The organism is Vreelandella sulfidaeris Esulfide1 (genome assembly GCF_054072535.1).
The window spans coordinates 280,261-306,561 of record NZ_CM133364.1 but is presented as its reverse complement, the minus strand read 5'-3'; the positions used below and the strand labels follow the sequence as shown (position 1 = coordinate 306,561).

At 53.2% G+C, this 26,301-nt stretch carries 25 protein-coding genes; 5 read left to right on the top strand and 20 right to left on the bottom strand.

The features are described from left to right. Positions 1–230 precede the first annotated feature (230 nt). From ACW44H_RS01485 to ACW44H_RS01475, 3 genes are all read right to left on the bottom strand, one after another. A complete protein-coding gene (locus tag ACW44H_RS01485; protein WP_457506368.1) occupies positions 231–629 on the bottom strand; it encodes a lysozyme inhibitor LprI family protein in 399 nt (132 codons plus the stop codon). A gap of 146 nt (positions 630–775) precedes the next feature. Continuing rightward, the gene (locus tag ACW44H_RS01480) at positions 776–1,525 is read right to left on the bottom strand and encodes a metal-binding protein ZinT (protein ID WP_457506366.1); all 750 of its coding nucleotides are present in this window, start codon (positions 1,523–1,525) and stop codon (positions 776–778) included. Between the two features lie 268 nt (positions 1,526–1,793). Further along, positions 1,794–2,000, bottom strand: coding sequence for a cold-shock protein (locus ACW44H_RS01475; protein WP_007111857.1), 207 nt, complete (start codon positions 1,998–2,000; stop codon positions 1,794–1,796). 369 nt (positions 2,001–2,369) lie between these two features. Here ACW44H_RS01475 and ACW44H_RS01470 point away from each other — a divergent pair, with 369 nt between their 5' ends. Further along, positions 2,370–3,326, top strand: a complete 957-nt coding sequence (locus ACW44H_RS01470) for a calcium/sodium antiporter (RefSeq protein WP_457506364.1) — start codon at positions 2,370–2,372, stop codon at positions 3,324–3,326. Between the two features lie 46 nt (positions 3,327–3,372). Then, the gene (locus ACW44H_RS01465; RefSeq protein WP_457506362.1) at positions 3,373–3,930 is read left to right on the top strand and encodes a hypothetical protein; all 558 of its coding nucleotides are present in this window, start codon (positions 3,373–3,375) and stop codon (positions 3,928–3,930) included. 7 nt (positions 3,931–3,937) lie between these two features. Here the strand turns inward: ACW44H_RS01465 and ACW44H_RS01460 are convergent, their stop codons facing one another. Both ACW44H_RS01460 and ACW44H_RS01455 read right to left on the bottom strand, forming a co-directional pair. Next, positions 3,938–5,737 carry a TRAP transporter permease gene (locus tag ACW44H_RS01460; RefSeq protein WP_457506360.1) on the bottom strand — a complete coding sequence of 600 codons (1,800 nt, stop codon included), beginning with the start codon at positions 5,735–5,737 and terminating at the stop codon, positions 3,938–3,940. A gap of 95 nt (positions 5,738–5,832) precedes the next feature. Continuing rightward, positions 5,833–6,810, bottom strand: coding sequence for a TAXI family TRAP transporter solute-binding subunit (locus tag ACW44H_RS01455; RefSeq protein ID WP_457506358.1), 978 nt, complete (start codon positions 6,808–6,810; stop codon positions 5,833–5,835). A 443-nt stretch (positions 6,811–7,253) separates the two neighbouring features. On the opposite strand from ACW44H_RS01455, the gene nhaD reads away from it, so the two are divergent. After that, the gene (gene nhaD, locus ACW44H_RS01450) at positions 7,254–8,732 is read left to right on the top strand and encodes a sodium:proton antiporter NhaD (RefSeq protein WP_447045381.1); all 1,479 of its coding nucleotides are present in this window, start codon (positions 7,254–7,256) and stop codon (positions 8,730–8,732) included. A 66-nt stretch (positions 8,733–8,798) separates the two neighbouring features. On the opposite strand, the gene ACW44H_RS01445 is transcribed toward nhaD, so the two are convergent. The 5 genes from ACW44H_RS01445 to ACW44H_RS01425 form a co-directional block, all read right to left on the bottom strand. Next, positions 8,799–10,751 (bottom strand): putative bifunctional diguanylate cyclase/phosphodiesterase, encoded by a 1,953-nt coding sequence (locus ACW44H_RS01445; RefSeq protein WP_457506355.1) that lies wholly within the window; start codon positions 10,749–10,751, stop codon positions 8,799–8,801. A 102-nt stretch (positions 10,752–10,853) separates the two neighbouring features. Continuing rightward, positions 10,854–11,525, bottom strand: a complete 672-nt coding sequence (locus ACW44H_RS01440; RefSeq protein WP_457506353.1) for a glutathione S-transferase — start codon at positions 11,523–11,525, stop codon at positions 10,854–10,856. A gap of 169 nt (positions 11,526–11,694) precedes the next feature. Beyond that, the gene (locus ACW44H_RS01435) at positions 11,695–12,276 is read right to left on the bottom strand and encodes an antibiotic biosynthesis monooxygenase (protein ID WP_113269770.1); all 582 of its coding nucleotides are present in this window, start codon (positions 12,274–12,276) and stop codon (positions 11,695–11,697) included. A gap of 151 nt (positions 12,277–12,427) precedes the next feature. Then, on the bottom strand, positions 12,428–12,811 hold the full coding sequence (locus ACW44H_RS01430; protein ID WP_113269771.1) for a hypothetical protein: 384 nt from the start codon (positions 12,809–12,811) through the stop codon (positions 12,428–12,430). A 7-nt stretch (positions 12,812–12,818) separates the two neighbouring features. Then, positions 12,819–13,046 carry a DUF2835 family protein gene (locus ACW44H_RS01425; RefSeq protein ID WP_113269772.1) on the bottom strand — a complete coding sequence of 76 codons (228 nt, stop codon included), beginning with the start codon at positions 13,044–13,046 and terminating at the stop codon, positions 12,819–12,821. 135 nt (positions 13,047–13,181) lie between these two features. Between ACW44H_RS01425 and ACW44H_RS01420 the strand changes: the two genes are divergently transcribed. Together ACW44H_RS01420 and ACW44H_RS01415 are read left to right on the top strand one after the other, a co-directional pair. Continuing rightward, positions 13,182–13,757 carry a putative metalloprotease CJM1_0395 family protein gene (locus ACW44H_RS01420; RefSeq protein ID WP_457506351.1) on the top strand — a complete coding sequence of 192 codons (576 nt, stop codon included), beginning with the start codon at positions 13,182–13,184 and terminating at the stop codon, positions 13,755–13,757. After that, on the top strand, positions 13,657–13,866 hold the full coding sequence (locus ACW44H_RS01415) for a hypothetical protein (protein WP_457506349.1): 210 nt from the start codon (positions 13,657–13,659) through the stop codon (positions 13,864–13,866). The genes ACW44H_RS01420 and ACW44H_RS01415 overlap by 101 nt, the downstream gene beginning before the upstream one ends. Here the strand turns inward: ACW44H_RS01415 and ACW44H_RS01410 are convergent. The 10 genes from ACW44H_RS01410 to ACW44H_RS01365 form a co-directional block, all read right to left on the bottom strand. After that, positions 13,863–15,668 carry a putative bifunctional diguanylate cyclase/phosphodiesterase gene (locus ACW44H_RS01410; RefSeq protein WP_457506347.1) on the bottom strand — a complete coding sequence of 602 codons (1,806 nt, stop codon included), beginning with the start codon at positions 15,666–15,668 and terminating at the stop codon, positions 13,863–13,865. The two genes, ACW44H_RS01415 and ACW44H_RS01410, sit on opposite strands and share 4 nt — an antisense overlap. A 235-nt stretch (positions 15,669–15,903) precedes the next feature. Continuing rightward, positions 15,904–16,533: a histidine phosphatase family protein gene (locus ACW44H_RS01405; RefSeq protein WP_457506345.1), complete on the bottom strand. Its 630-nt coding sequence runs from the start codon at positions 16,531–16,533 to the stop codon at positions 15,904–15,906. A gap of 26 nt (positions 16,534–16,559) precedes the next feature. Next, entirely contained in the window at positions 16,560–17,375 is an 816-nt protein-coding gene (phnE, locus tag ACW44H_RS01400; protein WP_113269776.1) for a phosphonate ABC transporter, permease protein PhnE, read from the bottom strand. 61 nt (positions 17,376–17,436) lie between these two features. Further along, positions 17,437–18,297: a phosphonate ABC transporter, permease protein PhnE gene (phnE, locus tag ACW44H_RS01395; RefSeq protein WP_447045371.1), complete on the bottom strand. Its 861-nt coding sequence runs from the start codon at positions 18,295–18,297 to the stop codon at positions 17,437–17,439. Beyond that, positions 18,294–19,139, bottom strand: coding sequence for a phosphonate ABC transporter ATP-binding protein (gene phnC, locus ACW44H_RS01390; RefSeq protein ID WP_457506343.1), 846 nt, complete (start codon positions 19,137–19,139; stop codon positions 18,294–18,296). Before phnC ends, phnE (ACW44H_RS01395) begins: the two co-directional genes overlap by 4 nt. Before the next feature lie 77 nt (positions 19,140–19,216). Further along, positions 19,217–20,182 (bottom strand): phosphate/phosphite/phosphonate ABC transporter substrate-binding protein, encoded by a 966-nt coding sequence (gene phnD / locus ACW44H_RS01385; RefSeq protein ID WP_457506341.1) that lies wholly within the window; start codon positions 20,180–20,182, stop codon positions 19,217–19,219. Positions 20,183–20,274: 92 nt separating this feature from the next. Next, positions 20,275–22,086 (bottom strand): bifunctional diguanylate cyclase/phosphodiesterase, encoded by a 1,812-nt coding sequence (locus ACW44H_RS01380; RefSeq protein WP_457506339.1) that lies wholly within the window; start codon positions 22,084–22,086, stop codon positions 20,275–20,277. 192 nt (positions 22,087–22,278) lie between these two features. Continuing rightward, a complete protein-coding gene (locus ACW44H_RS01375; RefSeq protein ID WP_457506337.1) occupies positions 22,279–24,198 on the bottom strand; it encodes an alkaline phosphatase D family protein in 1,920 nt (639 codons plus the stop codon). A gap of 15 nt (positions 24,199–24,213) precedes the next feature. Next, entirely contained in the window at positions 24,214–25,593 is a 1,380-nt protein-coding gene (locus tag ACW44H_RS01370; protein WP_457506335.1) for a sensor histidine kinase, read from the bottom strand. Continuing rightward, complete coding sequence (locus tag ACW44H_RS01365) at positions 25,590–26,264, bottom strand: response regulator transcription factor (protein ID WP_457506333.1); 675 nt, start codon at positions 26,262–26,264, stop codon at positions 25,590–25,592. The genes ACW44H_RS01370 and ACW44H_RS01365 overlap by 4 nt, the downstream gene beginning before the upstream one ends. Positions 26,265–26,301 lie beyond the last annotated feature (37 nt).

Below are 26,301 nucleotides of genomic sequence, written 5' to 3'. Positions count from 1 at the left end.
GCCCTTCTCCTAAATGGTTGCTTATTCAGCTTGATACGTATCACCTTCCGCTCAGCGCTTTAATCACTCAAGCAGTCGGCATAACGTACCCGAAGCGGCCATATGGCGTACACAACAAGGTGAAAAAACCATGCTTTGCCCCCAGAAAGTATGGGATATCTCACCGGCTACCATTCGAAAAAAGCACCCTCAGGTGCTTTTCCGTTTCACGACGAAATCTCTTATCTCACTTAGCGCGGGCAGCTAAGTTCTCCCTCTTCACAGCGGGCATGCTCAAGCAGTGTTTGTGTGCGCGCCTGGGTCACACTTTCAAGACAGCGATTGCGTATCATCGGCTGGGCGCTGCCGCCTTCAACAGCGCTACTTTCAAACGCACACTCGGCATCGCGAAAACCGATCCACGCCCGCTGGGCGGCTCTAAGCTTTTCCAATGACGCGACGTTGTTACTCAGTTGGTCTACCAGCACTTGGTAGGCTTCATTTAGCGCATCGTCAGCTGTGTGATAGGCCTGCGCCGAGCATTCAGTGAGCTCAGCCTGGGTAGTCGCGTTATCACACCTATCGCCCGCATAGGCAAAGCTGCTTGAGACCAACAACCCAATAACAATAAAAAGTGCAGACAAGCGCATAATGAATGGCCCTATGACAATTGGTAAAACCATACGGAAAGTGTGCCGTCGATCTGTCCTGAATCCTATTTTAACAGTGCCCATAACAACAAAGCGCTGGCATGATAGCCAGCGCTTTTCAATCATTACCGTATGCTTAATACAGCTTAATGGGCCAGCATCTCTTCAACAATCTCTTCGCCACTTAGCTCTGAGGCATAATAAGTTGGCCAGTTAGTCACTTCCTCTAACAGTGCTTCACGATCATCGCCCCAGTAAAGGTGGTAGTGGTCTGCATCAGTGGGGTAAATGCTGTGGTCGCTGAACTGAATATACTGGGGAAGCTCTTCAGCCCCTTCGCCTTCAAGCTCGAATATAAAGCGAACCCCCCGGTTGCCCGCCTCGTAATTTAAAATCTCGTAGCCATCGTACTGATAGTCACCCGACATCTCTTCGCCGTTCGCAAAGAAGCTGACATTGCTACCTTCGATAACGATACGATCTACCTCCGTTTCATACCCTATCTCGTAATACGCTTTGTACTCTTCGGCGGTTTTATCGCCACTATCTGCCTTATTCGTAAACACTTCATCTAGCGTGCCATCTTGTAGGTACGGATAGACGGATTGCCAGTCCCCTTCCCAGTCTGACAGCGAGCGATCCTTGACCTGCTCATCCTCAAAATAACCCGAATAGATATCGCTATCATGGTTATGTTTATGGTCGTGGTCGTGGTCGTGGTCGTGGTCGTGGTCGTGGTCGTGGTCGTAGTCGTGGTCATGATGAGCATGATCGTGATCATGGCTGTGGTCATGGTCATCAGCACTGGCATAGTGAGCACTCGCCAGTAACAACGTACTGAATGCTAAGACACTCACACTCTTAAGTGGCGATATCATCATTTTACTATCTAGCATTTTGCTGACGCCCATCTTGCTTTCTCCCTTGTGAAATAACAGCAGCAAAAAAGATACAATATAACATATCATTTAATCAAGCTGTTTTATAAAGGCATACAGATGGTGTTAGGAAAGAGATAACGGGGGGGGGGGAGCGATGACCGACAGCGGATACAGCAATGATGGCTACGGCGGTTCTTGTGAACTCACAAACGCATCGGGCCCCGCGTGAGCGGGGCCCGATCATCGAATCTAAACGATTCGAGAACTTAAATAATCGCTGGGATTAAGAAAGCAGCTTAATGTTTGATGCTTGAAGGCCTTTCTGACCTTGGGTAACGTCAAAAGAAACGTTAGCGCCTTCAGGCAGAGTTTTGAAGCCATCAGACTGAATTTCAGAAAAATGAGCAAAAACGTCGTCGCTGCCGTCAGACGGTGCGATGAAGCCAAAACCTTTAGAATCGTTGAACCACTTAACTGTGCCAGTTGCCATGATATAAATCCTTCTCGCTAATCGCGAATTGTAAAATTCCTGGTATTACCCAGATAAATAGTGAGTAGAACAAGGAATACAATTACAGACTACCGAAAGAATTCGAATGTTTCTGGAACCATGCTTGCTTGCTAACTTACTAACTGCGCACACCTTGCCACGTATGTACAAACAGGTCAAAGCTTTTGTATTTTTTAATTTGCCGACCAGCCTTTTATAAACGTTTATAAACAGCGCAAATTACTAAAAAAAGCAGTAATCTTGGCAGTGAGCTGGGCACCATTAATCCGACCGCCTAGCGCGCTCTACTAGCCAAGCAAACCCCGCATTAATAGCGGCTTGGCGAGTACTCTGGATGAGGTTTTGGAAATGCTATATGGACTCAGTTTATTAGCAGGTATCGCGCTTTTAACCCTTGGGGGAGAGTCGCTTATTCGCGGCGCGGTGGCTGGCGCACGAAGAGTGGGGGTTTCGCCACTGCTCACAGGGCTTGTAGTGGTTGGTTTTGGCACCTCAGCTCCGGAACTTGTCGTCTCGGTTGATGCCGCTATTAATCAACAACCGGACATTGCTGTGGGTAATATTGTTGGCAGCAATATCGGCAACATCTTATTGATTTTGGGCATGTGCGCCGTTATTTGCCCAATGGTAGTTCAACCATTAGCGCTGCGCCGGGATGGCCTGGTGGTGGTACTGGCCAGCCTACTGTTTATTGGCCTCTCATTCGGCGGCGCATTGGGACGCATTGATGCGGGAATTTTTTTAGCAGGACTCGTCGGTTATCTTGTGTGGGCATACATTAGCGAAAGCCGTCAGCACGTTCCCGCCGCGGAGATGCACGCTTCGGAAGCCGAAGAAATGACCAAGCTCCCCACCACAGGCTGGATGATTGCCATCGCGCTAGTAGTCGGTTTGGGCATGCTAATTGGCGGTTCACAGTTGCTGCTGTTTGGCGCCATTGGTCTGGCCCAAGCCATGGGCATTTCCGAGGCGGTAATCGGCTTAACCATTGTCGCCGTTGGCACATCGCTACCTGAAATGGCCGTATCGGTGATTGCTGCATTGCGCCGTCATGCCGATGTCGCCGTGGGTAATATCCTTGGCAGTAATATTTTCAACCTGCTGGGCATCCTGGGCATTTCAGCATTTTTACAGCCGCTGCCCCTTGCATCACGCGTAGCCCTGTTTGACCAGTGGGTCATGCTAGGTGCCGCCGGCATACTGGTGCTGTTTTTGTATACCGGCATGCGCCTATCTCGTTGGGAAGGGGCCGCATTACTCGCCGGTTATGCGGCCTATATAGCACTCAGCTTTACGATCTTTTAGGTTTTTGGCTCAATTGTTTGGCCATTCCTGATGAATAAGGAATACCGTGTACATTGCAACCCTAGGACCTAGTGGCAATAACCACGAACTGATTGCTAAACGTTATTTAACGAGACGCGGCTCAGGCAAAGGTAGCGTGACACTATTCACCCAGTTTGAAGACGCCTTCCAGGCTCTCCTTGCAGGGCAAGCCAGCCATGTACTGCAGTGTACTGCTCACCCGGCCCACAGTGATTGTGTGGGTCGCTATATGCATCGTGTCTTCCCAGTGGATACGTTTATTGCAGGCAGCAAGCCACTGGCATTGATTGCACAACGTGCCATTACCCAGCCCACCCAGGTGGCCCTGCAACCAGCGACACGCTATTACACTGACTTAACGGAATACATAGAGATTATTGAGGCCCCTACCACAGTAGCAGTGGCAGAGGGCCTGCTCGCTGGGCGTTATGAAGCAGGCATTTGCGCCGCAGAAGTACTCGAGCAGGCACCCAATCAGTTGCGATTGATGCAGTCGCTGGGCCCCGCGCTAGATACCTGGGTGATGTTTGCCACCACCCCACTGCCGGCGTCTTCTTCGCTACGCCTGGAGGCTGACACTTAAAGCAGAACTAGATCATGAAAATCAGAAGGGTCCCCGCCGCGACAAGTGCGCCTCGCTGCCATAGCGCTTTATGCGCAATAACACCGTAAGAGATGGCACCCAAGCCAATCGCCACTTTCAATGCGTCAAACAAGGCACCTGCAGGGTTGAACGCCAGCCGAATTATTTCTGGGTTGGCGACCATCGCCAAGGGAATGATATATAGTCCGATCCCTAACGCCATGGCCTTGAAGGCGACTTTGAGCCAGTTCTCGCCCACCATCCCCGCGGCGATAAACACACCGCCACACACCGGCGGCGTAATCGTCGAAAGCAGCGCGTACCAAAAGACGAACAGGTGCGCCAAGAGCGGCTCTAAACCCAGCGATGTTAACGCAGGGCCGGCGACTGAGACACAGATCACATAGGCGGCGGTTGTCGGCACTTCCATGCCTAAAATCAAACAGGCGAGCGCCGTGAGTAGCAGCGCTGGCCATAGCATGTCATTGGAAAGCGATAAAATAGCTGAGGTGATTTTAACGCCCAACCCTGTCAACGACAGCACGCCCACCACCAGCGAAGCGCACAGGATAATCGCCCCGATCACCGCAATTTGACGCCCCGCGGTGATCGCGGCGACCGCTAACCGACTGGCAAAACCGGGAAACGAAAAACGCAGCGTCACGTTGAAGAATAGCAGCGCCATGCCTGCAAAAATCGCAATGCTAGCCGCGTACTGCGGGGTGTAACCGCCATTAAAGATGCGCTCTAACAGCAGCACGAACGGGATCGCGAAAAACAGCGAAGTAATGGCCACCTCTTTCGCGCCGGGGCGTTCGCTTTCAGCCACAGGCTGTAAGTCATGCCGGGTCGCATAGGCGTTAATACCGACCCAAACGGTTAAAAAATAGAGCACTGCCGGCAGCATAGCTGCAGCCATAATCTGGGTGTAGGGTGTGCCCGTCAGTTCCACCATCACGAACGCACCCGCGCCCATCAGCGGTGGCATGATTTGTCCGCCAGAGGAGGCAACTGCTTCTACCGCACCGGCTAACGAGCGCGGATAACGCAGGCGCACCATGGAAGGAATGGTAATCGCCCCGGTGGACGCCACGTTAGCCGAGGCCGAGCCCGAAATAGAGCCCATTAGCGCAGAGGAAATCACCGCCACCTTGGCGGCTCCGCCGGTAAACCGCCCAGCGACGGCGCTTGCCAGGTTCATAAAGCCTTGGCCCGCCTCGCCGGCATTTAGCACTGCGCCAAAAATCACAAAAATGGCGACAACGCTGACACTGACGCCGGTAAGCGAGCCCCATAGCCCGCCCTCGGCAATGGTTAACGTGCCCACCATACTGGGCAGCGGCAGCCCAGGATGGCCAAAGGCGCCCGGCATATACTGGCCAAAAGCGCCGTATAGCAAAGCCAGCAGGGCCACCAGTGGGAGTGGCCAGCCAATTGCCCGGCGTGCCGCCTCAAGCGCCAGAGCAATTAAAAACAGTCCAATCGCCATCTGTAAGTGGGTATCAATAAAACCGTACTGGTTGGCTAACGCAGCCTCGTTAATCGCAATATAGCCGCATGCGGCAATACCCAGCACTGTCAGCAACCAACCACTCATTCGCTGCGCCGGGGTGTTAGCCATATAGACCAGCACCCAAGGTAATAACAGCGCCATGTGTAGGGGGCGGCTAACGAGTGCAGGCGTTAAACCATAAAAAATCAACCCAAGATGGAACACCACACTGACCGCGCCCAGCATCATCCAACCAGGCGCTATTGCGTCATCATCAGCGGGGGCCGCCGTGTGCGACGAGGTTAAAACACGCATGCCAAATTGCCTATCAATACTGCATCAACACAGGACTGCCACAGCGTAAGCGCCGTGGCGGTGGGGAAATAAACATAAAGGGTTACTGCAAAATGCTAACGCAGGGTATCAGGCACATCGAACCCCGCTTCTTCGTAATAACGCAGCGCACCTGAGTGTAACGTGCCGCTCATGTTTTCCAGCATGCCAGGGGTAATACTGCCCCACCAGGCGGCCTCTTCGGCCATGGCATCGCGGCGCTCCCAGAATGTTTTAGTCAGTGTATAAGCGGTGTCATCATCCATCGCCGTCGTAGTGTAGGCAATCACCGGCAGCGATGTGGTCTCGACATCTTTATCGATACCGGGGTAGGTGCCGCCGGGGATCGTTTGGCGCGCTGCGCCGGTTTGTTCAATTTGTTCGTCGCTCAGGCTGATCAATGAGACTGGCATGCTGGCGGCCGTCTCAATCACATTAGGAGACGGGAAAGAACTGGCGGTCACAAAACCATCAATCTGACCATTTTTGAGCGCATCGGGACCGCTGCCAATGGCTGCATCGGCAATTTGGACACTTTCTTCCAGACCAAACAGTTCCAGATAACGAGACGCTTCGCGGGCGCCAAAAGTGCCTCGGCCTATTAATAAATGCTTGTCTGCCAATGCAGACACATCGGTGACGCCTTCGTCACCTGCCAGTACAAAATGCATGGTTATCGAGGGAATCGGAAATAACCCGCGTATCTCTTGAAAGCGGGGATTCTGACGTTCTGCAAACGCCCCTTCCCCAGCCATCGCCTGAGCGACTAATGCAGGCGGTGTGGTGAACACATAGTTACCTTGGCGCGCCATGACTTCCATTACGTTTTGAACCGAGCCTTGACTCTCTTCCAGGGTCAGCACAATAGCGTCATCCGTACCCTGGCGAATTGCCTCTGAAAGCTCTACGCCCATCTGGTAATAGGCGGTGCCAGCAGAAGCCGACTTATAGGTCACTCGGGTTTCAGCATGGGCAGAGAAAGCGGCACTCGCCAGCGCGAGCGTAGCAGCCGACACGCTAAGCGTACGGCAAAGGGAGCGAAATGGATTGCGCATCGTTGTTTCCTTAGCGTATTCAGTGGCCGTTTTCTAACGGGCCTCGTTTTTATCTTACCAAGCCGCCAGCTTGGCGGGATTCAACATAGCACGATGTCCCTAAGCGAGCACTCTCCCCATCGCCCTCTTCACGATTACATCGGAGAAAGCCTGAGACTGCTTAAGCAAGGCTGTATTAGTGATAACATTTATAAAATTGACGTTTATTCAATAATACTATTCGGCGTTAGTATAATAATCATGAATTTGTTAAGTCTTTTGTAAAACTAATACTGCTAAAGTTACCATTACCTAAAAGATTAATTTATTAAAAAAAGATGCCATTACCCTAAGAAGAACTGTTTTCGTTCGTTTTTATAAGGTATTGCATCGCAATATAGGCTGATAAACTAATTCCGTTTTCAAACCACTCCTGACAACTTAACCATGAGGAAGAAAGTCACATGCCTACGTTGTGCCAACCCTCTCGCCAGCCTCGATTGTATCGTCGCTGGCTTTTTTTGTTAGCGGCCTTACTATTTTCTGTGAGTCCTTCTGCTTTTGCAGTCACCGGTGAGTTAGATCTAACGGCTTCTTTCGTGGGCTTTTTCGCATTAGCTATTTTCGTTCTGGCATACGCACTCGTCATGGCGGAAGAAAAGATTCATATGCGTAAGTCTAAACCCGTGTTGGTTGCCGCCGGCATTATCTGGGGGCTCATCGGCTGGGTGTATGTTCAAAATGGTATGTCGGAAGCATCCGAGTACGCCTTTCGCGTAACGCTTTTGGAATTCACCGAGCTGATGCTGTTCCTGCTGGTGGCCATGACATATATCAACGCCATGGAAGAACGCCGGGTCTTTGACGCCTTGCGTTCCTGGATGCTGCGCAAGGGCTTCAACTATCGCACACTGTTTTGGCTGACCGGCGGTCTCGCCTTTGTGTTATCCCCGATTGCCGATAACCTCACTACCGCGCTGTTGATGTGTGCGGTGGTGACGAAGGTCGCCGAAGGTGATCGGCGGTTTATTAACCTGGCCTGTATCAATATCGTAGTGGCCGCCAACGCGGGGGGGGCGTTTAGTCCGTTTGGCGATATTACCACCCTGATGGTGTGGCAAGCAGGCATGGTTGAGTTCCAGGAGTTCTTCATTCTGTTCTTCCCCTCCTTGGTCAACTTCCTGATTCCTGCAGCCATCATGAGCTTCTTCATCAAGGATGAGAAGCCTGCCAGCGTTTATGAAGATGTGTGGATGAAGCGCGGCGCGCGGCGCATTGTGCTGCTGTTTTTATTGACGATCGTGACCGCTGTACTGTGTCACGTTGTGCTCCACCTGCCGCCAGTGTTGGGCATGATGACCGGCTTGGGCTACTTGCAGTTCTTTGGCTACTACCTGCGTCGCAGCCTACCCCGCTCGCTGGAGCGTAAACGCGAACGCTATAGCCGTCGTGGTGATGACCGTAAGCTGGCGCAGTTGGGCAGTGTGGTTCCCTTCGATGTGTTTAACCGCGTGGCGCGCGCAGAGTGGGATACCTTGCTGTTTTTCTACGGGGTGGTTATGTGCGTCGGCGGGCTTGGCTTTATGGGCTATCTCGGCTTGCTGTCGGAAGCGCTCTATACCGGCTGGAATGCCACCGCAGCCAATATTACGTTAGGCGTTGTCTCGGCGGTCATCGACAACATTCCAGTGATGTTTGCAGTACTAACGATGGAGCCCGACATGTCCCATGGCCAATGGCTGCTGATTACCTTAACCGCGGGCGTCGGGGGCAGCTTACTATCGATTGGTTCAGCTGCTGGTGTGGCGGTCATGGGCCAGGCAAGGGGGTCATATACGTTTATGGGCCATTTGCGCTGGTCACCGGTTATTTTACTCGGTTATGTCGCCAGCATTTTGGTACATATGTGGCTCAACGCTGAGAGCTTTGCGCTTTTTAGCTAAGATGGGCACCTTATACTGAACTGCCTTCCCCCCCTTCAGCTTGTTTGAAGGGGGGGATATAACCGCTTAATAGCTCTCAAAAAGGTACTCAATCGGTGTCGGGCGGCCAAATAGGTAACCTTGATAGCGGTAACAGCCATGGCCTCTGAGCCAATCAAGCTGCTCTTTTTTCTCTACCCCTTCCGCCACCACCGTTAAACCTAAGCTCACTGCGAGCAGTATCGTGGTATCAACAATTGCCGCATCCGTTTTATCGGTAAGCAGTTCATGAATAAACGATTGGTCAATCTTCAACTCATCTAACGGCAATCGCTTGAGATAACTTAGCGACGAATAGCCTGTTCCAAAATCATCAAGCGCAAAGCGGACCCCCTTAGCCCGGAGTCTCAACATCGTATTACGCACTCGCGTTGGCTCATGCATCAACAGGCTCTCGGTTACTTCTAGCACCAAACGGCTCGGCGGTGCCTGCGTTTCTGCCAGCAATGCCTCAACGTCACGCACGAACTCCGGCTGCTGAAACTGCACTGAACTCACATTGACGGAAATACTTAAGGGCGCATAGGCCGTTTGATGCGACCACTTCGCTAATTGCTCGCAAGCTGATCGCAGCACCCAGTAACCGATCGGCAAAATCAGTCGGTTCTCCTCCGCCAAAGGAATAAACGTCGCGGGGGAAACCCAACCGCGCAGGGGGTGATACCAACGCAACAACGCTTCCACACCCGTCGTAACGCCCTGATGGTCGACTTGCACTTGGTAATGCAGCGCCAGCTCGTTGCGCTCAAGCGCCTTATGCAGATCAGCTTCTAAACTGGCCCTTTCCAACACGCTGGTTTGCATGTCAGTATTAAAAAAGCACAGCGTATTTCCCCCAGCGCGCTTTGCCTGTTGCAAGGCCATATCAGCCTGTTGCAACACGCTATCCATGCTGTGCTCGCCCCCAGTAAACAGCGAAATGCCAATGCTGGCACTGATGGGTAACGAGTGGCCGCTTCTTAACTGGGCAATGGTTTCCAACAGTTGGCGCGCCACGCGCTCGGCTTTAAGAACAGCATCCGTCTGCTGCTCGCCTAGGTTATTGACCAGCACTACAAACTCATCGCTACTGAAGCGTGCCAAGGTAGCTTCTTCTCCAAGCCGCTGGCGTAGCTGCTCAGCAACATTAATCAGCAACTGATCACCGCTATTATGGCCCTGTATATCGTTCACTAAACGGAAATTATCCAGGTCTATCACCAGCACTGCGCTATATGACGCGGCCCACTCATCATCCTCAATAGCAGCCGTTAATGAGTCCAACAGTAATCGGCGGTTGGGCAGTCCCGTCAGCGAGTCATAAAAAGCTAGGTAATGCGTGTGCGACTGCATTTCGAGATAATCGGTGAGTTCGGTCGAAATACCGCATAGCGAAGGAGGCGCCCCTGGAGACATCGACAGCGGCATTTTAATTGATAAGAAGGTTCTTACCCGGCTCTCGCCTTGCAAGACGTTACTCTCCTCTACCGTCACTTTTTTACCAGAAAGTAATACATTGCGATCAACCTGGTCGATTTCGGCGGCGCTGCCAGCATCAAAGAATGCCTCATCACGCTTACCGATAATCTTGTCTGCAGGCAGCCCAAATAGATCGCTAATACGACGATTAACGTACTGATACTCTAACGTTGGAGATTTGATATAAATAAAGGCGTCTACACTGTCCAGTATCGTCGCCAGCATCTCTTTATTGGTTTGTAGCAAAGCACGGTTATGCTTTATACGGCGCTTCATTAATACATTGCCAATAAGTGCCAACAACAGCAGAACAAGCAGTAACACAATGCCCCAACGCCCCAAATAATCGTCAACTCGGCGCAGGACATCGACTGGGAGTGTCGCAGCAGACGCTAATAAGGCAGCGCTGGCGATAACCTCAGCACTCTCCCCACTCAGCGGTGCTCGCCCAAGAAAATCTGCTGGTTGGGCATTCTTCGCGTAACTCTGTGGCGCGTATAAAAAAGTCCACAAAAGAAACACCGCCCCGCCACCTCTGAGCAGGCCAGCCATCCGCTGAAGTACGGAATTTTTAAACGATTGGCGGCTATTAATAGCCGCTACCGAATAGCGCATGGCAATTATTTACTGGCCAGGAATGGTAAGCGGACCTGCCCGCTCTACCACTCGCTGCCATGCAGCATCTTGCTCGATTTGGGAAACAAAAGCGGCAATGGCAGGGTATTTTTCCAGTGACTGGACGGCGGCAACCGCCTGTAGCGGAAAGCTCATTTGAATATCGGCACCGCTAGGCCATGGCCCCGCAAAACTGCCGTTGGCTGACAGATGTTGGTTAATAAAGGTGAGATGCTGTTTAAGCTGCGGTGCTAGAAAGCGCTTACTAACCGTGTCGCTAATGCCTTTTGCCAGTGGCTTTATCAACCAGGGTGACTGCTTGGGAAGTTGGCCAAACACAAGCTGCATCACCAATAGCGGCATCAATGAGCCTTCTGCATAGTGCAGCCAGTAGCGATAATCCACCCAAGCGCGACTATCATCGGAGGAAGGCTGGCATCGCCCCTGCCCATAGCGCTGTAACAAGTAGTCAATGATCGCTCCTGACTCAGCTACAGTGAGATCACCATCGGTAATTACCGGCGATTTACCCAGCGGGTGGATCTTTTTCAGCGAAGCTGGCGCTTGCTGTGTTTTGCCATCGCGTTGGTAAACCACTAGCTCATAATCCAGTTCAAGGACTTCTAGAAGCCATAAGATACGATGCGAACGAGACTTTTCCAGATGGTGAACGTGGATCATAAACACTCCATGGGGCTGGGTTTTACGCCAGCATTACACTGGCGTCAGTTATCCTTTTCTGCAGGCACATTCAGCTTAGTATCATAAAGGCCATCATCAAAGGACCAGTATACTAAGATTAGCACCAACACAGCATAGAACCCATGGAAGCGCAGAACTAAAGACAAACTTACGATGAACGCTGGGTGTGCCGCCAACGCGCGACTAGATCCAAAGGTGACCATTTACCTTGCAACCAGGGAGCTAACAGGCGCATAGAGAGGGGGATAAATACAAACACCATTACCGGCGTCAACATCAAGGTGCTAACCACCACACGTGGCACCAGTGCCCAATCGGCGAGCACACCACCAAATATCCACTGAAATAGCAGCGAGATAGGAAAGAAGGCCAACCAGACGGCCACTGCTTGCTTCCAGCGCGGCGGAGCACTGCTGCCACTGGTTTGAAACCACGTATCTAGTCCGGTGGCGCGGTGCTCATGAGGCGCTTCATATAGCCCTTTGCCGCGCGCCAACCATGCATGGCGCGAGGCCGAGTGTTCCCAGGCGGCTAACGTTTCGCTGTTGCTAAAGCGGAATATGATTTGATATTCATCGTCATCAGCGGGGGGTGCCAATACGCCGGAGCCAAGGTAGCCGGCAAAATCGGCCGCTAGCTCGCGCCCTTCATTAAGCCAACGATTAAAATCCAAGTAGCGGCCGTGCTCAACGCGACGCGCCACCATCAATGTGACAGGTGAGGCAGACATGGTATATCTCCTAATGTGTCGACAGCCAACGCCGGGTAGGCAGGCTGTTTGCTTTCAAACGGGTAAGCCTGAAAGTCCAATTGCCACATTATACAAGCAATGTTGATGCCATGCTGTGACTGTTTGCGCTATGAAAGTTTGCCAGGACGATTTAGCGTTCAGGTGCGGGGTGAGGACGCTCGCCGCGTTGGAAAGCACAGACGTGTTGATAGATATCTATAGCACTGCGTATGGCATCTGCCTCGTGGTGGTCGGCTTCTACTACCGGCCCTTGGTGCTCACCTTCACTGCGTAATATGGCATCTACCTCGGGCCGATAGCTGTTCAGCAGGTGCTCTAAATTAATCCTAATCCGGTGAACTTCCAACCCAAATGCCTGACGCTGTTCAGTGCGTTTAAGTATATCCAAAGGGGTTGTAGCCTCTTCAATTAAACTATCTAGCGTAGAGAAAACTAACTTTTCAGCGCTGTTTAAATTGGGGATAACGGCATAAATGAGGTCATTCAAGGTAATTGATGTTTCATGGCGGTGCATAAGCGGATCAACGTCTGGTTAAGGGAGCAATGCTAATAAATCGGCCCTGCTCAGAAAAACTTAATCGGTAAATACCATGCACGCCGTCACGACTGACGACTCGGCGAATCGCCTCGGCGGGAAATATCACCCAACGGCCATCCACACTGCGGGTACGCACGTTGGCAATGCGGCCCTCGTAATGAGCCAGGCATTCGTCGTAGTTGAGATGAATGACCACATCAATGGTTTGCATAGCGCGGGGATAGGATTGGCATGGGCTGGCATCGTGTCAGAAAAGGGTTAGCATCGTACCGCGCAAACTTGCGCTGTCGGCTTTGCTCGCTAATACTTCATGATATCCCAACTCTTACTTCGTCGGTAATGACCTATGGCCGTTTCTTCCGTTAGTACCACTTCCATCGCTACCTGGGCATACCCCGCAGCAAATGCTGCGTCACCACGTGTTGAACAAGTCGCAAAAGGCCGTGCTACTCAAGAGGACGAGGAAACTAAAAAAGATACGAGCTTGGCCCGTACCAACAGCAGTGAAGAAAGCAGCAGTAAAGATAATGAAGAGAGTAGCACTCCTGCTGGCCCTAAACGGGCTGACGGTACGCCTATGGCACCGGAAGAGATTCAGCAATTAGAACAGCTTAAACAAACCGACCGCGAAGTACGCCAGCACGAGATGGCTCATCAAGTGGTGGGAGGCCCCTATGCGGGCGGTGCCAGCTATGACTATGAAGCTGGTCCCGATGGCAAACGCTACGCGGTAGCGGGCGAAGTGCCCATTGATTATGGCCCGGTGCCTAACGACCCTCAGGCTACTATCGAAAAAAATGCAGACCGTTATCGCCGCCGCCATGGCACCTGCAGACCCTTCGCCAAAAGATTACCAAGTAGCCGCCCAAGCGCGTCAATATCTATTGGAGGCCAAGCTAGAAGCAGCCATGCTGCGCAGTGAAATGGAGCAAGCTCGTAGTGCAGGCGCGGCGACTAATTCATCAACTGCTGAGTCACCAACTTCTGTACCATCAACCTCTGCGTCATCGACTGACGAGCAGGCCGCTTAATTATTCGACTGCGCCAATGAATTCCAATCCTTACGTGTAGGCCAGCGCGCCAGCCAAGCAGGCAAGTCTTTGGCAGGCATTGGGCGTGCAATGCCATAGCCCTGCGCTAATTCGCAACCCAGCGCCATCAAGGCTCTAGCGTGCTCAAGTGTTTCTACGCCTTCAGCCAGCATCGGCCGCTTAAAGCGGTTAGCCATGTAAATAACGCTCTCCACAATCGCCATATCATCTTGATCGCTGAGCATATCGCGCACAAAGCTCTGGTCAATTTTAATCAAGTTAACCGGCAACTGACGCAAATGGGTTAACGACGAAAACCCAGTGCCAAAGTCATCAATGGCAAAGCTGACACCCAGGTCTTGACAGCGTGACATATTTTGCAACGCGGCTTGGATATCATGCATCGCGGCACTTTCCAGCACTTCGAGCTTTAGCATCGATGGCGGTACATCAGGGTGTTGCGCCAATAGCTCACCCAGCCGTTGGCTAAAATTGCTCATTAACAAATGCGTAGGACTAATATTCACATTGATCGGCAGGGTGATGCCTTGGGCATACCATTCAGACAACTGACGCAGTGCCTGCTCAATGACCCACTCGCCAAGCTCTGCTTCTAACGGTGTGGTATCGATGATAGGTAAAAACTGCCCAGGCGCAAGCAGGCCCTCATCAGGGTGCTGCCAGCGAATCAAGGCTTCAACGCCGACCACATTACCACTGCGCATATCGATCTGAGGTTGATAGTAAAGACACAGCTCATTGTGGTTGAGCGCATCAACAAAACGCTGCCGCTGCTCATGGCGCACTTGTAGTAAGCGGTCATGGTGGGGATCAAAAAAATGATAGGTATCACGGCCACGCTGTTTAGCGCGATACATTGCCTGATTGGCATGACGCAGCAGCACATCCCCCTGTACATGGTCATTGGGGTAGAGCGTCACCCCTAGACTTGCCGTTAGATGAATGCTCTGCCCATCTATCATTAGCGGTTGGCGAATGGAGGCTAACAATTTCTCAAAAAAATCGTCGTCTACACCGTGGTGGAGTAACAGCACAAACTCATCGCCCCCCACCCGCGCAAGGACATCATCCCCAAACAGCAGATGGCTTATCCGCTGGGAAAATGAAGCAAGCAGCGAATCACCCACGCATGCGCCTAGTCGGTCATTAATATTTTTGAAGAAATCGATATCCAGTGAGCATACCGCCAATGGGAGCTGTTTGGCTTCTGCATGCTGAATAGATTCTTGAATCAATTGCGTCAGCAACTGCAGGTTGGGCAGCCCCGTCAGGGCGTCAAAGTAGACTTCACGATTGAGGTGACGAGCATGCGCGGGAATCGCCGAAAGGTCTGCCAGCACAATAACATGGTGGTCAATCTCACCGTGCTCATTGCGTACTCGATTAATCGACATCATTCCTGGGTAAAACTGGCCATCGTGGCTGCGATAGCTCACTTGGCTCTTGCTACGATCGCGTAATTGCAGCTCTTCGCGCATTAAGCGCGTGGTGCGGCTATCATCCAGCGGTAAAATACTGAAAGCTTCAGGTGTTTTGCCTAGCACATCGCCCTGCATAATGCCTGTTAACTCACAAAAAGCAGGATTCACTTGCACCACTCGATTTTCCGCATCGGTAATAATGATCGCTTCATTGGCGAAGCAAAACACGGATTCAGTGGGGGACGTTATATCGCTAACAGAGGCAATTGGCATTACATCCGAGCGGGGCAGTGAAGGAGTTAGCTGGGCGGGCTGTGGAGACAAAGACTGTTCCTTCGATAAATTCAAGGATTCATGCATACGTCTTTGCGCTCCTCGTCGTTGTTATAGATCGTTATAGACCGTTATAGATCGTCGCGTTAGGCGCGTGTGATGTAGGTTTTATCGTGGCTGACCGTAGTAAGGCCTGCCCCGTTATTCCTCCCTCGTACACATATCAGTACGTCGGCATATTAGCACTGAATGACGTACAAGGTACTTTGTGCTGCAAAGTACCTTATCGGCTGTCAAGATAATAAGTTTAATCCACCGTACGTTAGCGGCCGATCCACTCAATAAACGTGGTCTCACCAAGCGCATGGCGCTCATGGCGTACCCGGCTCATCGCCGCGTAAGGTAAATCCATCGCCATTATCCGCGAGAGTGGCTGCTCGATAACCTGTCGCAGCAGGCCATTACAGACAAACAAATGCGCCACTACCAATACATGCTTACCAAGCGGATTGATTAAAAGCTGCTGCCATACGTCAGCGAGGCGCGCGTCAAAAGCTTGAATGGTTTCACCACCGGGGGGAGAAACTTTAGCCGGATCATGCCAAAACGCCCTCATTCGCTCGGTGCCCTCTTCAGCAAATACCTGCGCGTAGGTTTTGCCTTCCCATTGCCCCAGCTGCAGCTCGGCAAGATCGTCCTCCACCTGAACGGGCAGATCAAACTCTTCCCCTAGCCACAGGGCGAATTCACGACAGCGCATTAAGGGCGATGTAACAATCGCATCGTAGGGTAAATGCCCATTAACCGCATGCTGCATGACTGCATCGGTCACTTGCTGCCAGCCGGCTTCACTCAGCGGATGATCCGTGGAGCCACGCAGCATACGCCCTCCCACCGGCTCACCATGGCGCAGCAAATCAATAGTGATGATTTCCGCATCTGGAAAACGCATACTCGACTCCTGGGCGGTTAGCGCGTTTAAATAATCGCGTGACGAACCCGCGCGGAGATCCATTCGGATACCAACACAGTAGCGAAAATCATGATAAAAATGACGCTGACTTGATCCCAGGCGAGGCTGTTAATCGAAGCGTTCAACTGCAAACCAATACCCCCTGCGCCCACCAAACCCAACACCGTCGATTCACGGATATTAATGTCCCAACGATAAACGCTAATACCGGCGAAGGCAGGCATCACCTGGGGCAACACGCCATAGTTCATCACCTGCATGCGACTCGCGCCTGTAGCACTGATCGCTTCCACCGGCGTAGGGTGAATCTCTTCAATGGCTTCGTAGAGCAACTTGCCCACAAAGCCGATCGAGCGCAGTGCAATAGCGATAATTCCCGCCAGCACGCCAGGGCCGAGAATGGTCACCAATAGCATCGCCCAGATCAGCGAGTTGATTGATCGTGATGAGACAATCACTATCAGCGCCGCACTGCGTACCAGCGGATGAGGCGTGGTGTTACGGGCAGCGAGAAAGGCGACGGGGAACGCCATGACAATACCTAGCGCAGTGCCCAAAGTGGCGATGTTCAGCGTGTCCCACATGGGCTTCCACAGCACATTGGCATAGCGCCACTCTGGCGGCGTCATGCGACTAATCAGGTCGGCCCCTTGACGCCCAGCGTCTTCGACAAACACCCACATGGTGTTATCGGAAATCATCTTCCAGCAGAGCAAAAATAGGCTGATACCCGCCAGCCAGGCTACATATTCCAGCCATTGAGCACGTGTCGTACGCCGTCGCCATACCGGCAGCCCCTTCGGTGTAAATGAAACAGGCATTTAACTTCTCCACACATTACGGGCGCAGCGGTGACCGGCCCAGAAAATATTGATCCAGCAATTATTGGGTCCAGCGGCGGACATGGCTTGAGCTGTACTCGCACAGCAACACGATGGCGATGATGATCAGCAAAATGGCTGCGGAAGTGTCGTATTCATAGCGGCTCAGCGAGGTGTTCAAGGTGGCGCCGATACCGCCCGCGCCGACAATGCCAATCACCGAGGATTCGCGGAAGTTAATATCCAGGCGATACATGGAAAGCCCGATCAAACGTGGCATCACTTGTGGCTGCACTGCTGTATTCATGGTCTGCCACCAGCTAGCTCCGGTGGCACGCACCGCCTCTACCTGGCGCCAATCCAGGTCTTCAATATCTTCCGCTAGCAGCTTGGCCATAAAACCAATCGTGGCGAATGCCAAGGTAATCATGCCCGCAAATGGGCCAAAGCCGAACATCACCACAAACAGAATTGCGATGATGATCTCCTGGAATGTACGTGAAACGGCAATAATGGCGCGGCAGGCAATGTAAATCGGTAGGGGTGAAATATTACGCGCGGCCCCTAAGCCTACGGGTATCGCCAGCAATACCCCCAACACCGTGGAAGTCAGGGTCATGGTCAAACTTTCCATCAGGCCAGCCACAATGTCGTCGTAGCGACTGACAAAGTCGGGCTGCATAAAGGCACCCAAAAAATTAACCGCCCGACCCGCACCTTCCGCCACCCGCGCCCAGTTCACCTCTACCGATGCGAGCGCCAAGGCTAAATAGACTACTGCGCCAATCACCAGACCCCAACGCAGTCGCGGGTTATCAATCAGCGGCAGGCGCCGCCAATGGCCTTGTCTGGCGGCTTGTTGGCGCGCCCGCCCTTCTGCCTGCACTTCTGCTGTTAGCGGTGCATCAGCCAGCTTACTCATCGAGCACTCCCCGCCGCCATCGCCGGCATGTTAGCCGGATAAGAAGACGCTTCTGGTCTATCATCAACAGTTTCGTCGTCTATCGGCTCGGGTGTGGTGTCCCAATCCTCTTCACCATAAATAGTGGTGAGCATCTCGCTGGTGAGTTCGCTGGGCTGACCGTCAAAAACGATTTCTCCTGCGCGCAGGCCGACAATCCGATCCGCAAACTGCTGGGCCAGTGCCACGTCATGAATATTGATAATCGCCGCCAAATCGCGCTCAGCACACAACTCGCGAATCAAGCGCATGATCTGGCGAGAGGTTTTCGGGTCGAGGCTGGCGGTGGGTTCGTCAACCAGCAGTAGCTTGGGGCTCTGTAATAGCGCCCGGGCGATACCGACGCGCTGGCGCTGCCCGCCTGAAAGAGCATCAGCGCGCTTATCTATTGCATGGGAAAGCCCTACCCGCTCCAGTAACCGAAAGGCTTCGGTAACGGCTTCCTGAGGGTAGCGTCGCAAAAAACTGCGCCAAAAGCCGACATAACCAAGCTGGCCCGATAGCACGTTCTCCATCACGGTGAGCCGGTCTACCAACGCATACTCTTGGAAAATCATTCCCATGGAGCGGCGGGCGTGGCGCAGTTTATGCCCAGAGAGCTTGGTAAGCTCCGTGCCTTCCAGGCGAATGCTGCCCTGGGTAGGCTCAACCAGGCGGTTCACACAGCGAATTAGTGTGCTTTTACCCGCGCCAGAAGGCCCAATCAATGCCATTACCTGGCCTTTCGGCAAGGTGAGTTCAATATCCGTCAGCGCTCGGTCCCCGGTGGGGTAGCGCTTGCCTACGCCGCTTAGTGTCAACATTTTTCCCACCTCGTATGTATAGCGAAACGGCCAGAAAGGCGTGCCTTCCTGGCCGAGCAGGGATACCGTATAAACGATCAATCGCAGTCGTAAGTCACACCGTTGGCATCCGCAATGGTGCGAATAACAGACCAATTGTCCTGGTAAGTAATCGGAATAAACTGCGCTTCTCCCGAGTTGGCAAATTCCGACTCAAGCGCAGTGCCTTCCCAGTCGTAGCTGAAGAACGCGTCCTGAATCTTCTCGGCGAGTTCCGGGTTCAGGTTGTTCGCCAGACCGTAAGCGGTGGTGGGGAACGTTTCTGAGGTGTAAATAATGTCGTAATCACCCTCGTTAACCACGCCACGAGAAATCATCCGCTTACCCACTGAGTTAGCAATGGCCGCCGCATCATAGTCTTCGTTAACCACGCCGAGGATGGAGTTGTCGTGGGAGCCAGAGAAAGCGGTTTCAAAATCTTCGCCCGCTTCCATGCCGTACTCGGAGCGTAGCAGTGCAGAAGGCGCGCGGAAGCCGGAGTTAGAGGTCTCGGAGGTAAACGCGAGTTGGCGGCCCTCAAGGTCTTCTACCGATTCAATACCGCTGCCAGGGTAGGTGATGATCTCCATCTCGTAGCCGAAACTACCATCTTCTGCCGCCATCATGGCAAACGGCCTGAAACCACCGCAGTTAACCGCTACCGGTACGCCGCCGGTATTAAAACCAGCAACGTGCAAACGGCCAGCGCGCAGCGCTTCCTGCTGAGCTGCATTGGATTGCACGGGGAAAAATTGAACCTCTTTGCCGGTGGCTTCACTCAAGTGATCCAAAAAGTCGGACCATACATCTGCGTAAACCGCTGGGTCTTCTACCGGCGTGTAGGCAAACACAAGCGTATCAGGATCGGCCCATTGAGATTCATCGCTGGGCGCATCGGCAACCATATCGCCATCGTTATCGACATAACGCGATGAGAGATCCGCTGAGGCATTCACCGCCACCACGGCGAAAGCACTGGCAACAGCAGTGCTGATGAATGTGCGGGATAGAGATAAAGTCTGCATGGGACACCTAAAGCGTTGTTAGAAGATAGCCACAATCCTGACCACTTCACATGACAACGGCAGGTCACTCCCATGACCAGTTGGTGACAACTTTATGAATGCTCAGCGACAGTGCCCGCCACGTTGGCCTGAACCTGTTCCTGAACGGGGTCCTGAACCGGTTCAGAGCAGTGACCACGGCGCTCAACGAACAGGCTGTTACCCGCCATTTTTTTGGCTTGGTGCTTTAGTTCGGAAAGCTCGCCTGCGATAGCTAACGATTGGCAGAGAGAGGTATCAGTAATGGGCTTCACCGCAATCGAGACGCTAACAAAAGGGTAAAATGTCACCATGTTCTGTCGATTTTCAATATGAAGACCGCCCTGAAGGCGATCAGCTTCTTCGTAAAAGCCCGGCGCCATTACTTCGAATGAGCGCAGTATCTGCTGACAAACATTTTCCCAATGACCGAGCGGTAACAGCATCATAAAGTCGTCACCACCAATATGGCCGATAAAGCCGCCGGCGCTCTCCACTTGTGCCTGCAGTAGCCGCGATAGCGAAATAATCACATGGTCGCCCCGGGCATAGCCGTAAGCATCGTTAAACGCTTTAAAATTATCCAAGTCGACATAAGCAGCGGCAAAACCCTGCTCAGCGGCTAAATAGGTAGCCAGGGTTTCGTTAATCAGGATATTACCTGGCAAACCGGTCAGTGGGTTGGCGTGGCGCGCTTGCCGCACTTGTATCGCGGTGATCTCGCGTAGCAGATCAACAATATTGCCCATGCCCAGGTAGTCCCCCTCAGGGCTGACGATCACAAAATCCTCTTGCTCAATATCGCGGCTATCGGTCAATTCCTGGCTCAACATCTCAAGCGGCGTATCCGCCTCTGCCACTAGCATGCGGGCATCAGCAACATCCAGCACGCAACGCTTGGCATACAGCGCGTGGCTAAAAGGATTGGTAAACAGGGTCAGAAATGCGTTGCGGCGCACCACCGCCACAGGCTTCCTATCTTCTACCACCGCCACACAGCGCAAGCCGGGGTGTTGGCGAAACCGCTCGGAAACTAGCGGCACCGAGCAATCAGCCGTGATAGCGTCGATTGGGCGCAAGATAGAGCGTGCAGTGCGGCCAGCTGGGCTTTTTAAATGGGTGGTCGCCGGTAGCAGCATGTTGAGCTCTAAAGGCGGCTGCCGGCTGGGACGGGCGAAATAGAAGCCTTGCAGTAGAGCGAGGCCGCGGTCGAGTTCCCACAAGCAAAGATGCTCAGCGGCGGTCTCCACGCCTTCAGCGATCAGCTGACAATCCAGGCTACGCGCCACGTCAAGAATCGATCGCAGAAATTCTCGCTTGGCAGGATCCTGATCGATGCCGGAGATAAAGTGCCGGTCGAGCTTAACGAAATCAGGGCGCAGCTCTGACCAGTGACGCAAGCTTGAGTGCCCTGCTCCCAAGTCATCGAGTGCAACCTGGAAGCCCATATCGCGATAATGAGCCACCGCTTGGCGCATCAGGTCATAGTCATGAATCGGCACATGCTCAGTGAGTTCAATCACCACCCGCTCGGGGGGTAAGCCGCTTTCGCGAATAAAGCCCAGCGTTAAGCCTTCGCGAAAATCACGCTCTACAATGGTCAACGGCATGACGTTAAGAAACAGCAAGCCGGGTAGCTCCAGCTCTGCAAATCGATGGATGGCCAAACGACGGCAGAGTAGGTCCAACTCCACCAGCAGCCCCGCTTGGGTCGCCACATCAAATAGCCGTAACGGCGAGTGCAGTGGTGATGATTTAGGCCCACGAATCAGGGCTTCGTAGCCATAAATCGCCTGTTGGCTGGCGTCCACAATGGGCTGAAATAGCACATGCAACTCTTCTGTCGCAATAATCTGGTTAAGCCACTGCGCTTCTTGTGCGGTCATTTACTTGCTGTCCTCTTCATCAGCCCTATCAAACAGCGACGTGGATACTGATGTGCAACCTTCCCTGGAGGTTATTGAGAAACTGCAAGCGTGCGTCATTTTCGTGACGCTATCATGACAATCAACTATAGATTCAGTCAGTTAACGTCGTAATAGCCTTTCTGTACAGGCCCTGCTTAGGAGTAGGACTCTTTATAAAAGAGGCTTCTCGGGCGGCGGGAAAACGACATCACGGCCATCCGCGTCAAGCTGACGAATATCGCTTGGGTGACCTTTCTCATCCAGCGTCACCAAACCAATGCCGCTAGCGTTCCAGAGCCGTTCGCCAGCGCTGGCGCGATCAGGATCACGCGGATGAACACTCAGCTTGCGGCGCTTGGTGAACCAGTTCAGCGGCGACCACGGCGCATAAAGCCAGCGGTTCAGGCGATCAAAGGTATTGAGCAGGGTTGTCGGAAAGGTGTTTTTAATCCCACTGGAGGTAATTTGCCATAGGTGGGGGGAGCGTCGCTGATGGCGCACTACAATGTCGTAGACAAAGGAGTAATGCACATCGCCTGACAAGATCACATAGTTGCCGGGGGTTTTGGAGTGTTGCCATATTTGCAGCAACGTATTGGCCGCCCCGCGATGAGCCATCCAGTTCTCAGCATCCACGACCAGCGGCTTACCCACGGCGGTGAAAACTTTTTGAATGCTCTCAATTAACTTCACGCCAAACATGGGCGCGGGCGAGATAATCACTGCACTTTTGGCGCCCATCAGCGCTTGCTGCATCTCCATCAGCGCCTCCCAATCCATCAATCCAGAGGGATGATTGAGTTTTCCCTCGCTGCGCCAACGCCGGGTTCGGGTATCCAGCACTATCAATTTAGGCGTACCCGACACCTGAAACTCCCAGCCTTGAAAACGCAGTAGCCGATCGATGAAGCCATCTTGTTCCGCACACATCAGCGGTTGACTGCCGTCATGCAGCAGTGTCGAGGCGTGATGGATGAGTGGGTTGAGCTTATCCGGATCGTTACCCCAGGCCTGGCAGAGCAGGTACGCCACTAGGGCGTTACCGATAATGCGCTTCGAGAACGGGTGGCCGTAGGCGGCGAGCTCCCAGTCAGCGGAAAGGTTCCAATCGTCGGTCACATCGTGGTCATCGAAGATCATCAGGCTGGGCAAGTGCGCCATCAGCCGCGCGCACTGAGGCAAGCCGGCAACGAAGGTATCGATCACCGCCTGCTCCTGGCGATAGAGCTCGGCGTTTTTTTCATCTAATGTCGGCGCGTCAAAAGTAATCACTTGCCAGGGCACGGGGGACCATACCAGGCAATACATGGCGAGCATTTCAGCCAGTGTCATTAAATGGTTCTGCGCATTCGCCGATGTAAAGACCGGCTTCTTGACGCCACTAAAAAAACGTTGGCGCAGCGCCACATTGCTGGTCACATCAGGCAGCAAATCTGCGCGCCGATAGTAACTATCGGGTGAATTATAGAGGGCTTGGCTGTCTTCCACCGTGGCACCTTCCAGCCACTCATCCACCAACCCTAGCCGTTCGATGAGCGCATGCACAGCGCGTAACATGGGCCCGGCAACATCGTCAGCGTAAATTTGATCACCGGTCATCAGCAGCCAAGCGGGCCATTCGTTGGGCGCTGCCTGCTGCTCGGCGAGCCAGCTATCGGCGCGCACCAAGCCATCGGCACTATCATGATGAGGTTTACGGCAAGAGCCATGCATGAGCCGATGATGCCGCGATGCAATCACAAAGGCGGGATAAGCGGCGCCGTCATAACATAACCAGGGCGCCCACTCAGGCAATGAACGCCAATCGCCGTTTAGCGTTTCAACTTGCAGGTCATACTCGATGCGCTCGTCGCAGGGCAGCGGCGAATCCAGCTCAACATCAATAAGATACATAAAGGCGCGCTGACCGATAGCGATACACTGCCGGTGGTGTACCAGATCGATTGATTCGGCCTCGCTCTGCCCTGGTCGCAGCACCAGAGCCATATTCAGTCGCCGAGTGGCGACCATCCAGAATACCAGCCGGGTAGGGCTGATACGCCTTAATAAGGGGCCAACTAAAATATCAGGCAGCGTATCAGTGCTATTCATCCAATGAAGTCTCCGTTATCCATGCGCCACCACGGGCAGTTCGACGACCACCTTTAACCCGCCGGTGCTGGCGCGAGTAAGCTGCATTTGGCCGTTATACAGGGCGACAAGATCAGTGACGATAGCGAGCCCAAGACCACTGCCCGAGCGCTGTTCGTCCAACCGTCTACCACGCTGAACCGCCTGCTGGCATTCCACCTCCGACATGCCAGGGCCATTATCACTAATGGTTAAGGTCAACTGCTGCTCGTTAACCTTTACGTTGAGCTGTACCTCGCTGTGTGCCCAGCGCAGCGCATTATCCATTAAGTTACCCACCAGCTCTTGGATATCTTGCTCATCCATGTGCACTCTGATTTTCTGATCCCAGGCTTGGCGCAACACAATGCCGCGCCGCTGGGCAAGCCTGGCCAGTCCATTAATCAGCGGTGTTAGCGTAGTGTGTAGATTAATAGGTGCAAAACGCACGCCTTCGCCCGCCGCAGAGGCACGCGCCAAATGGTGGCGTACTGCGCTATCCACACGTGCCAACTCAACCTCCCAATCGCGACGATTCGCTTCGGGCAACTGGCGTAATTGAAGACGCATGACACTCAGCGGCGTTTTTAGTGCATGGGCGAGATTGCCCGCGGTATGGCGGCCGCGTTCAATTAAACGCTGATCACGTGCCAGCACCGCATTCATCGAGGCGGCCAGTGTCGCCAGCTCTTCCGGCAAGCGGGTATCCAACTGTTCGGCGCGCCCCTGCTCTACGTCATGAAGGTTAGCGTGCATACGGCGTAGCGGCGCTAATCCCCAACGGACTTGCAGCGCTAATACGCCGAGTAGCACTACGCCCAACCCTGTTAAACCGCCCCACAGCAGATGGCGGAATTTCCGGATATCACGGACTAACGTATCGTCCTGGGCAGCCACGCTAATATGTAGCGGCGCGTCTAATGGCGCCAGAATGATATCGCGCTCCACTACGCGAAGCGATTGACCCCGCGGGCCGTCTAGCGAGCGCGCATTAAGATTTTCGTTATCAATCACTGGTAGACGTTGGTCCCACAGCGAGCGCGAAGCCAAGGTATGTTGATCACCATCGGTAATTTGCCAGTACCAGCCGGAGTAGACACTCTCAAAACGCGGGTCGCCCAGCGCTCGGTCGTGGACCAGCTGCTGCGTTAAACGATCATACGTAACACTGGCGATGATGACATTAAGTGTGGCTGCCAAACGCTCGTCAAAAGCCTGGGTGGCCGATGCATGGTAGTGATGAGAAAGCAGTGTGCCTGCAAGCGGCAAGGCCACTCCTACCATGACGAGCGCGGCCAGCAATAGCCGCATACTAATCGAGCGCCTTGCCCAGCGCCTTATCCATTGTTTACGCCACGCCGACTTGGTTTGACTCATTCGGTGGCGGGCTCTTCTTCTAATAATCGGTAGCCTTGACCACGCTGGGTGGCAATTCGCCAACTGCCCAACTTGCGACGTAGACGACTAACCTGAACATCAATCACATTCGAGTCTGGCTCGTGGTCGCGGTCGTAAACGTGCTCTGAAAGCTCGGTACGACTCACCACCCGCGGTGCGGCATGCATCAAGTAACCCAGTAGCCGTGTCTCTTGGGCAGTTAACCCAACCGGACGCCCTGCCAACGTCACGTGCTGGGTATGGGTGTCTAAACTCAATTCTCCCACTTTCAATACCGGGTGAGCATGACCGTGGCTGCGGCGAACAAGCGCACGCAGGCGAAACAGCACTTCCGCTGGCTCGAACGGCTTAGTGACATAGTCATCTGCGCCGGCGGAAAATCCCGCGGCTTTATCAGCCCAGCGCTCTCGAGCGGTAAGAATCAGTACCGGAATATTGATGCCATCTTCTCGCCACGCGGAAAGCCAGCGAGTACCGTCACCATCGGGCAGCCCGACATCCAAAATCAGCGTGTCATAAGCTTCGGTGCGGACTAAAAAATCAGCGTCCTGGCCATTGGCCGCGTGCTCTACCAGCCAATCGCCGTCGCGCAATGCTTGGCTCAGCTCACGCGCTAGCGCTTGGTCGTCCTCTACCAGCAAACACTTCATTGATAACTACCCTTTTCGGCAACGTTATTAACAACCT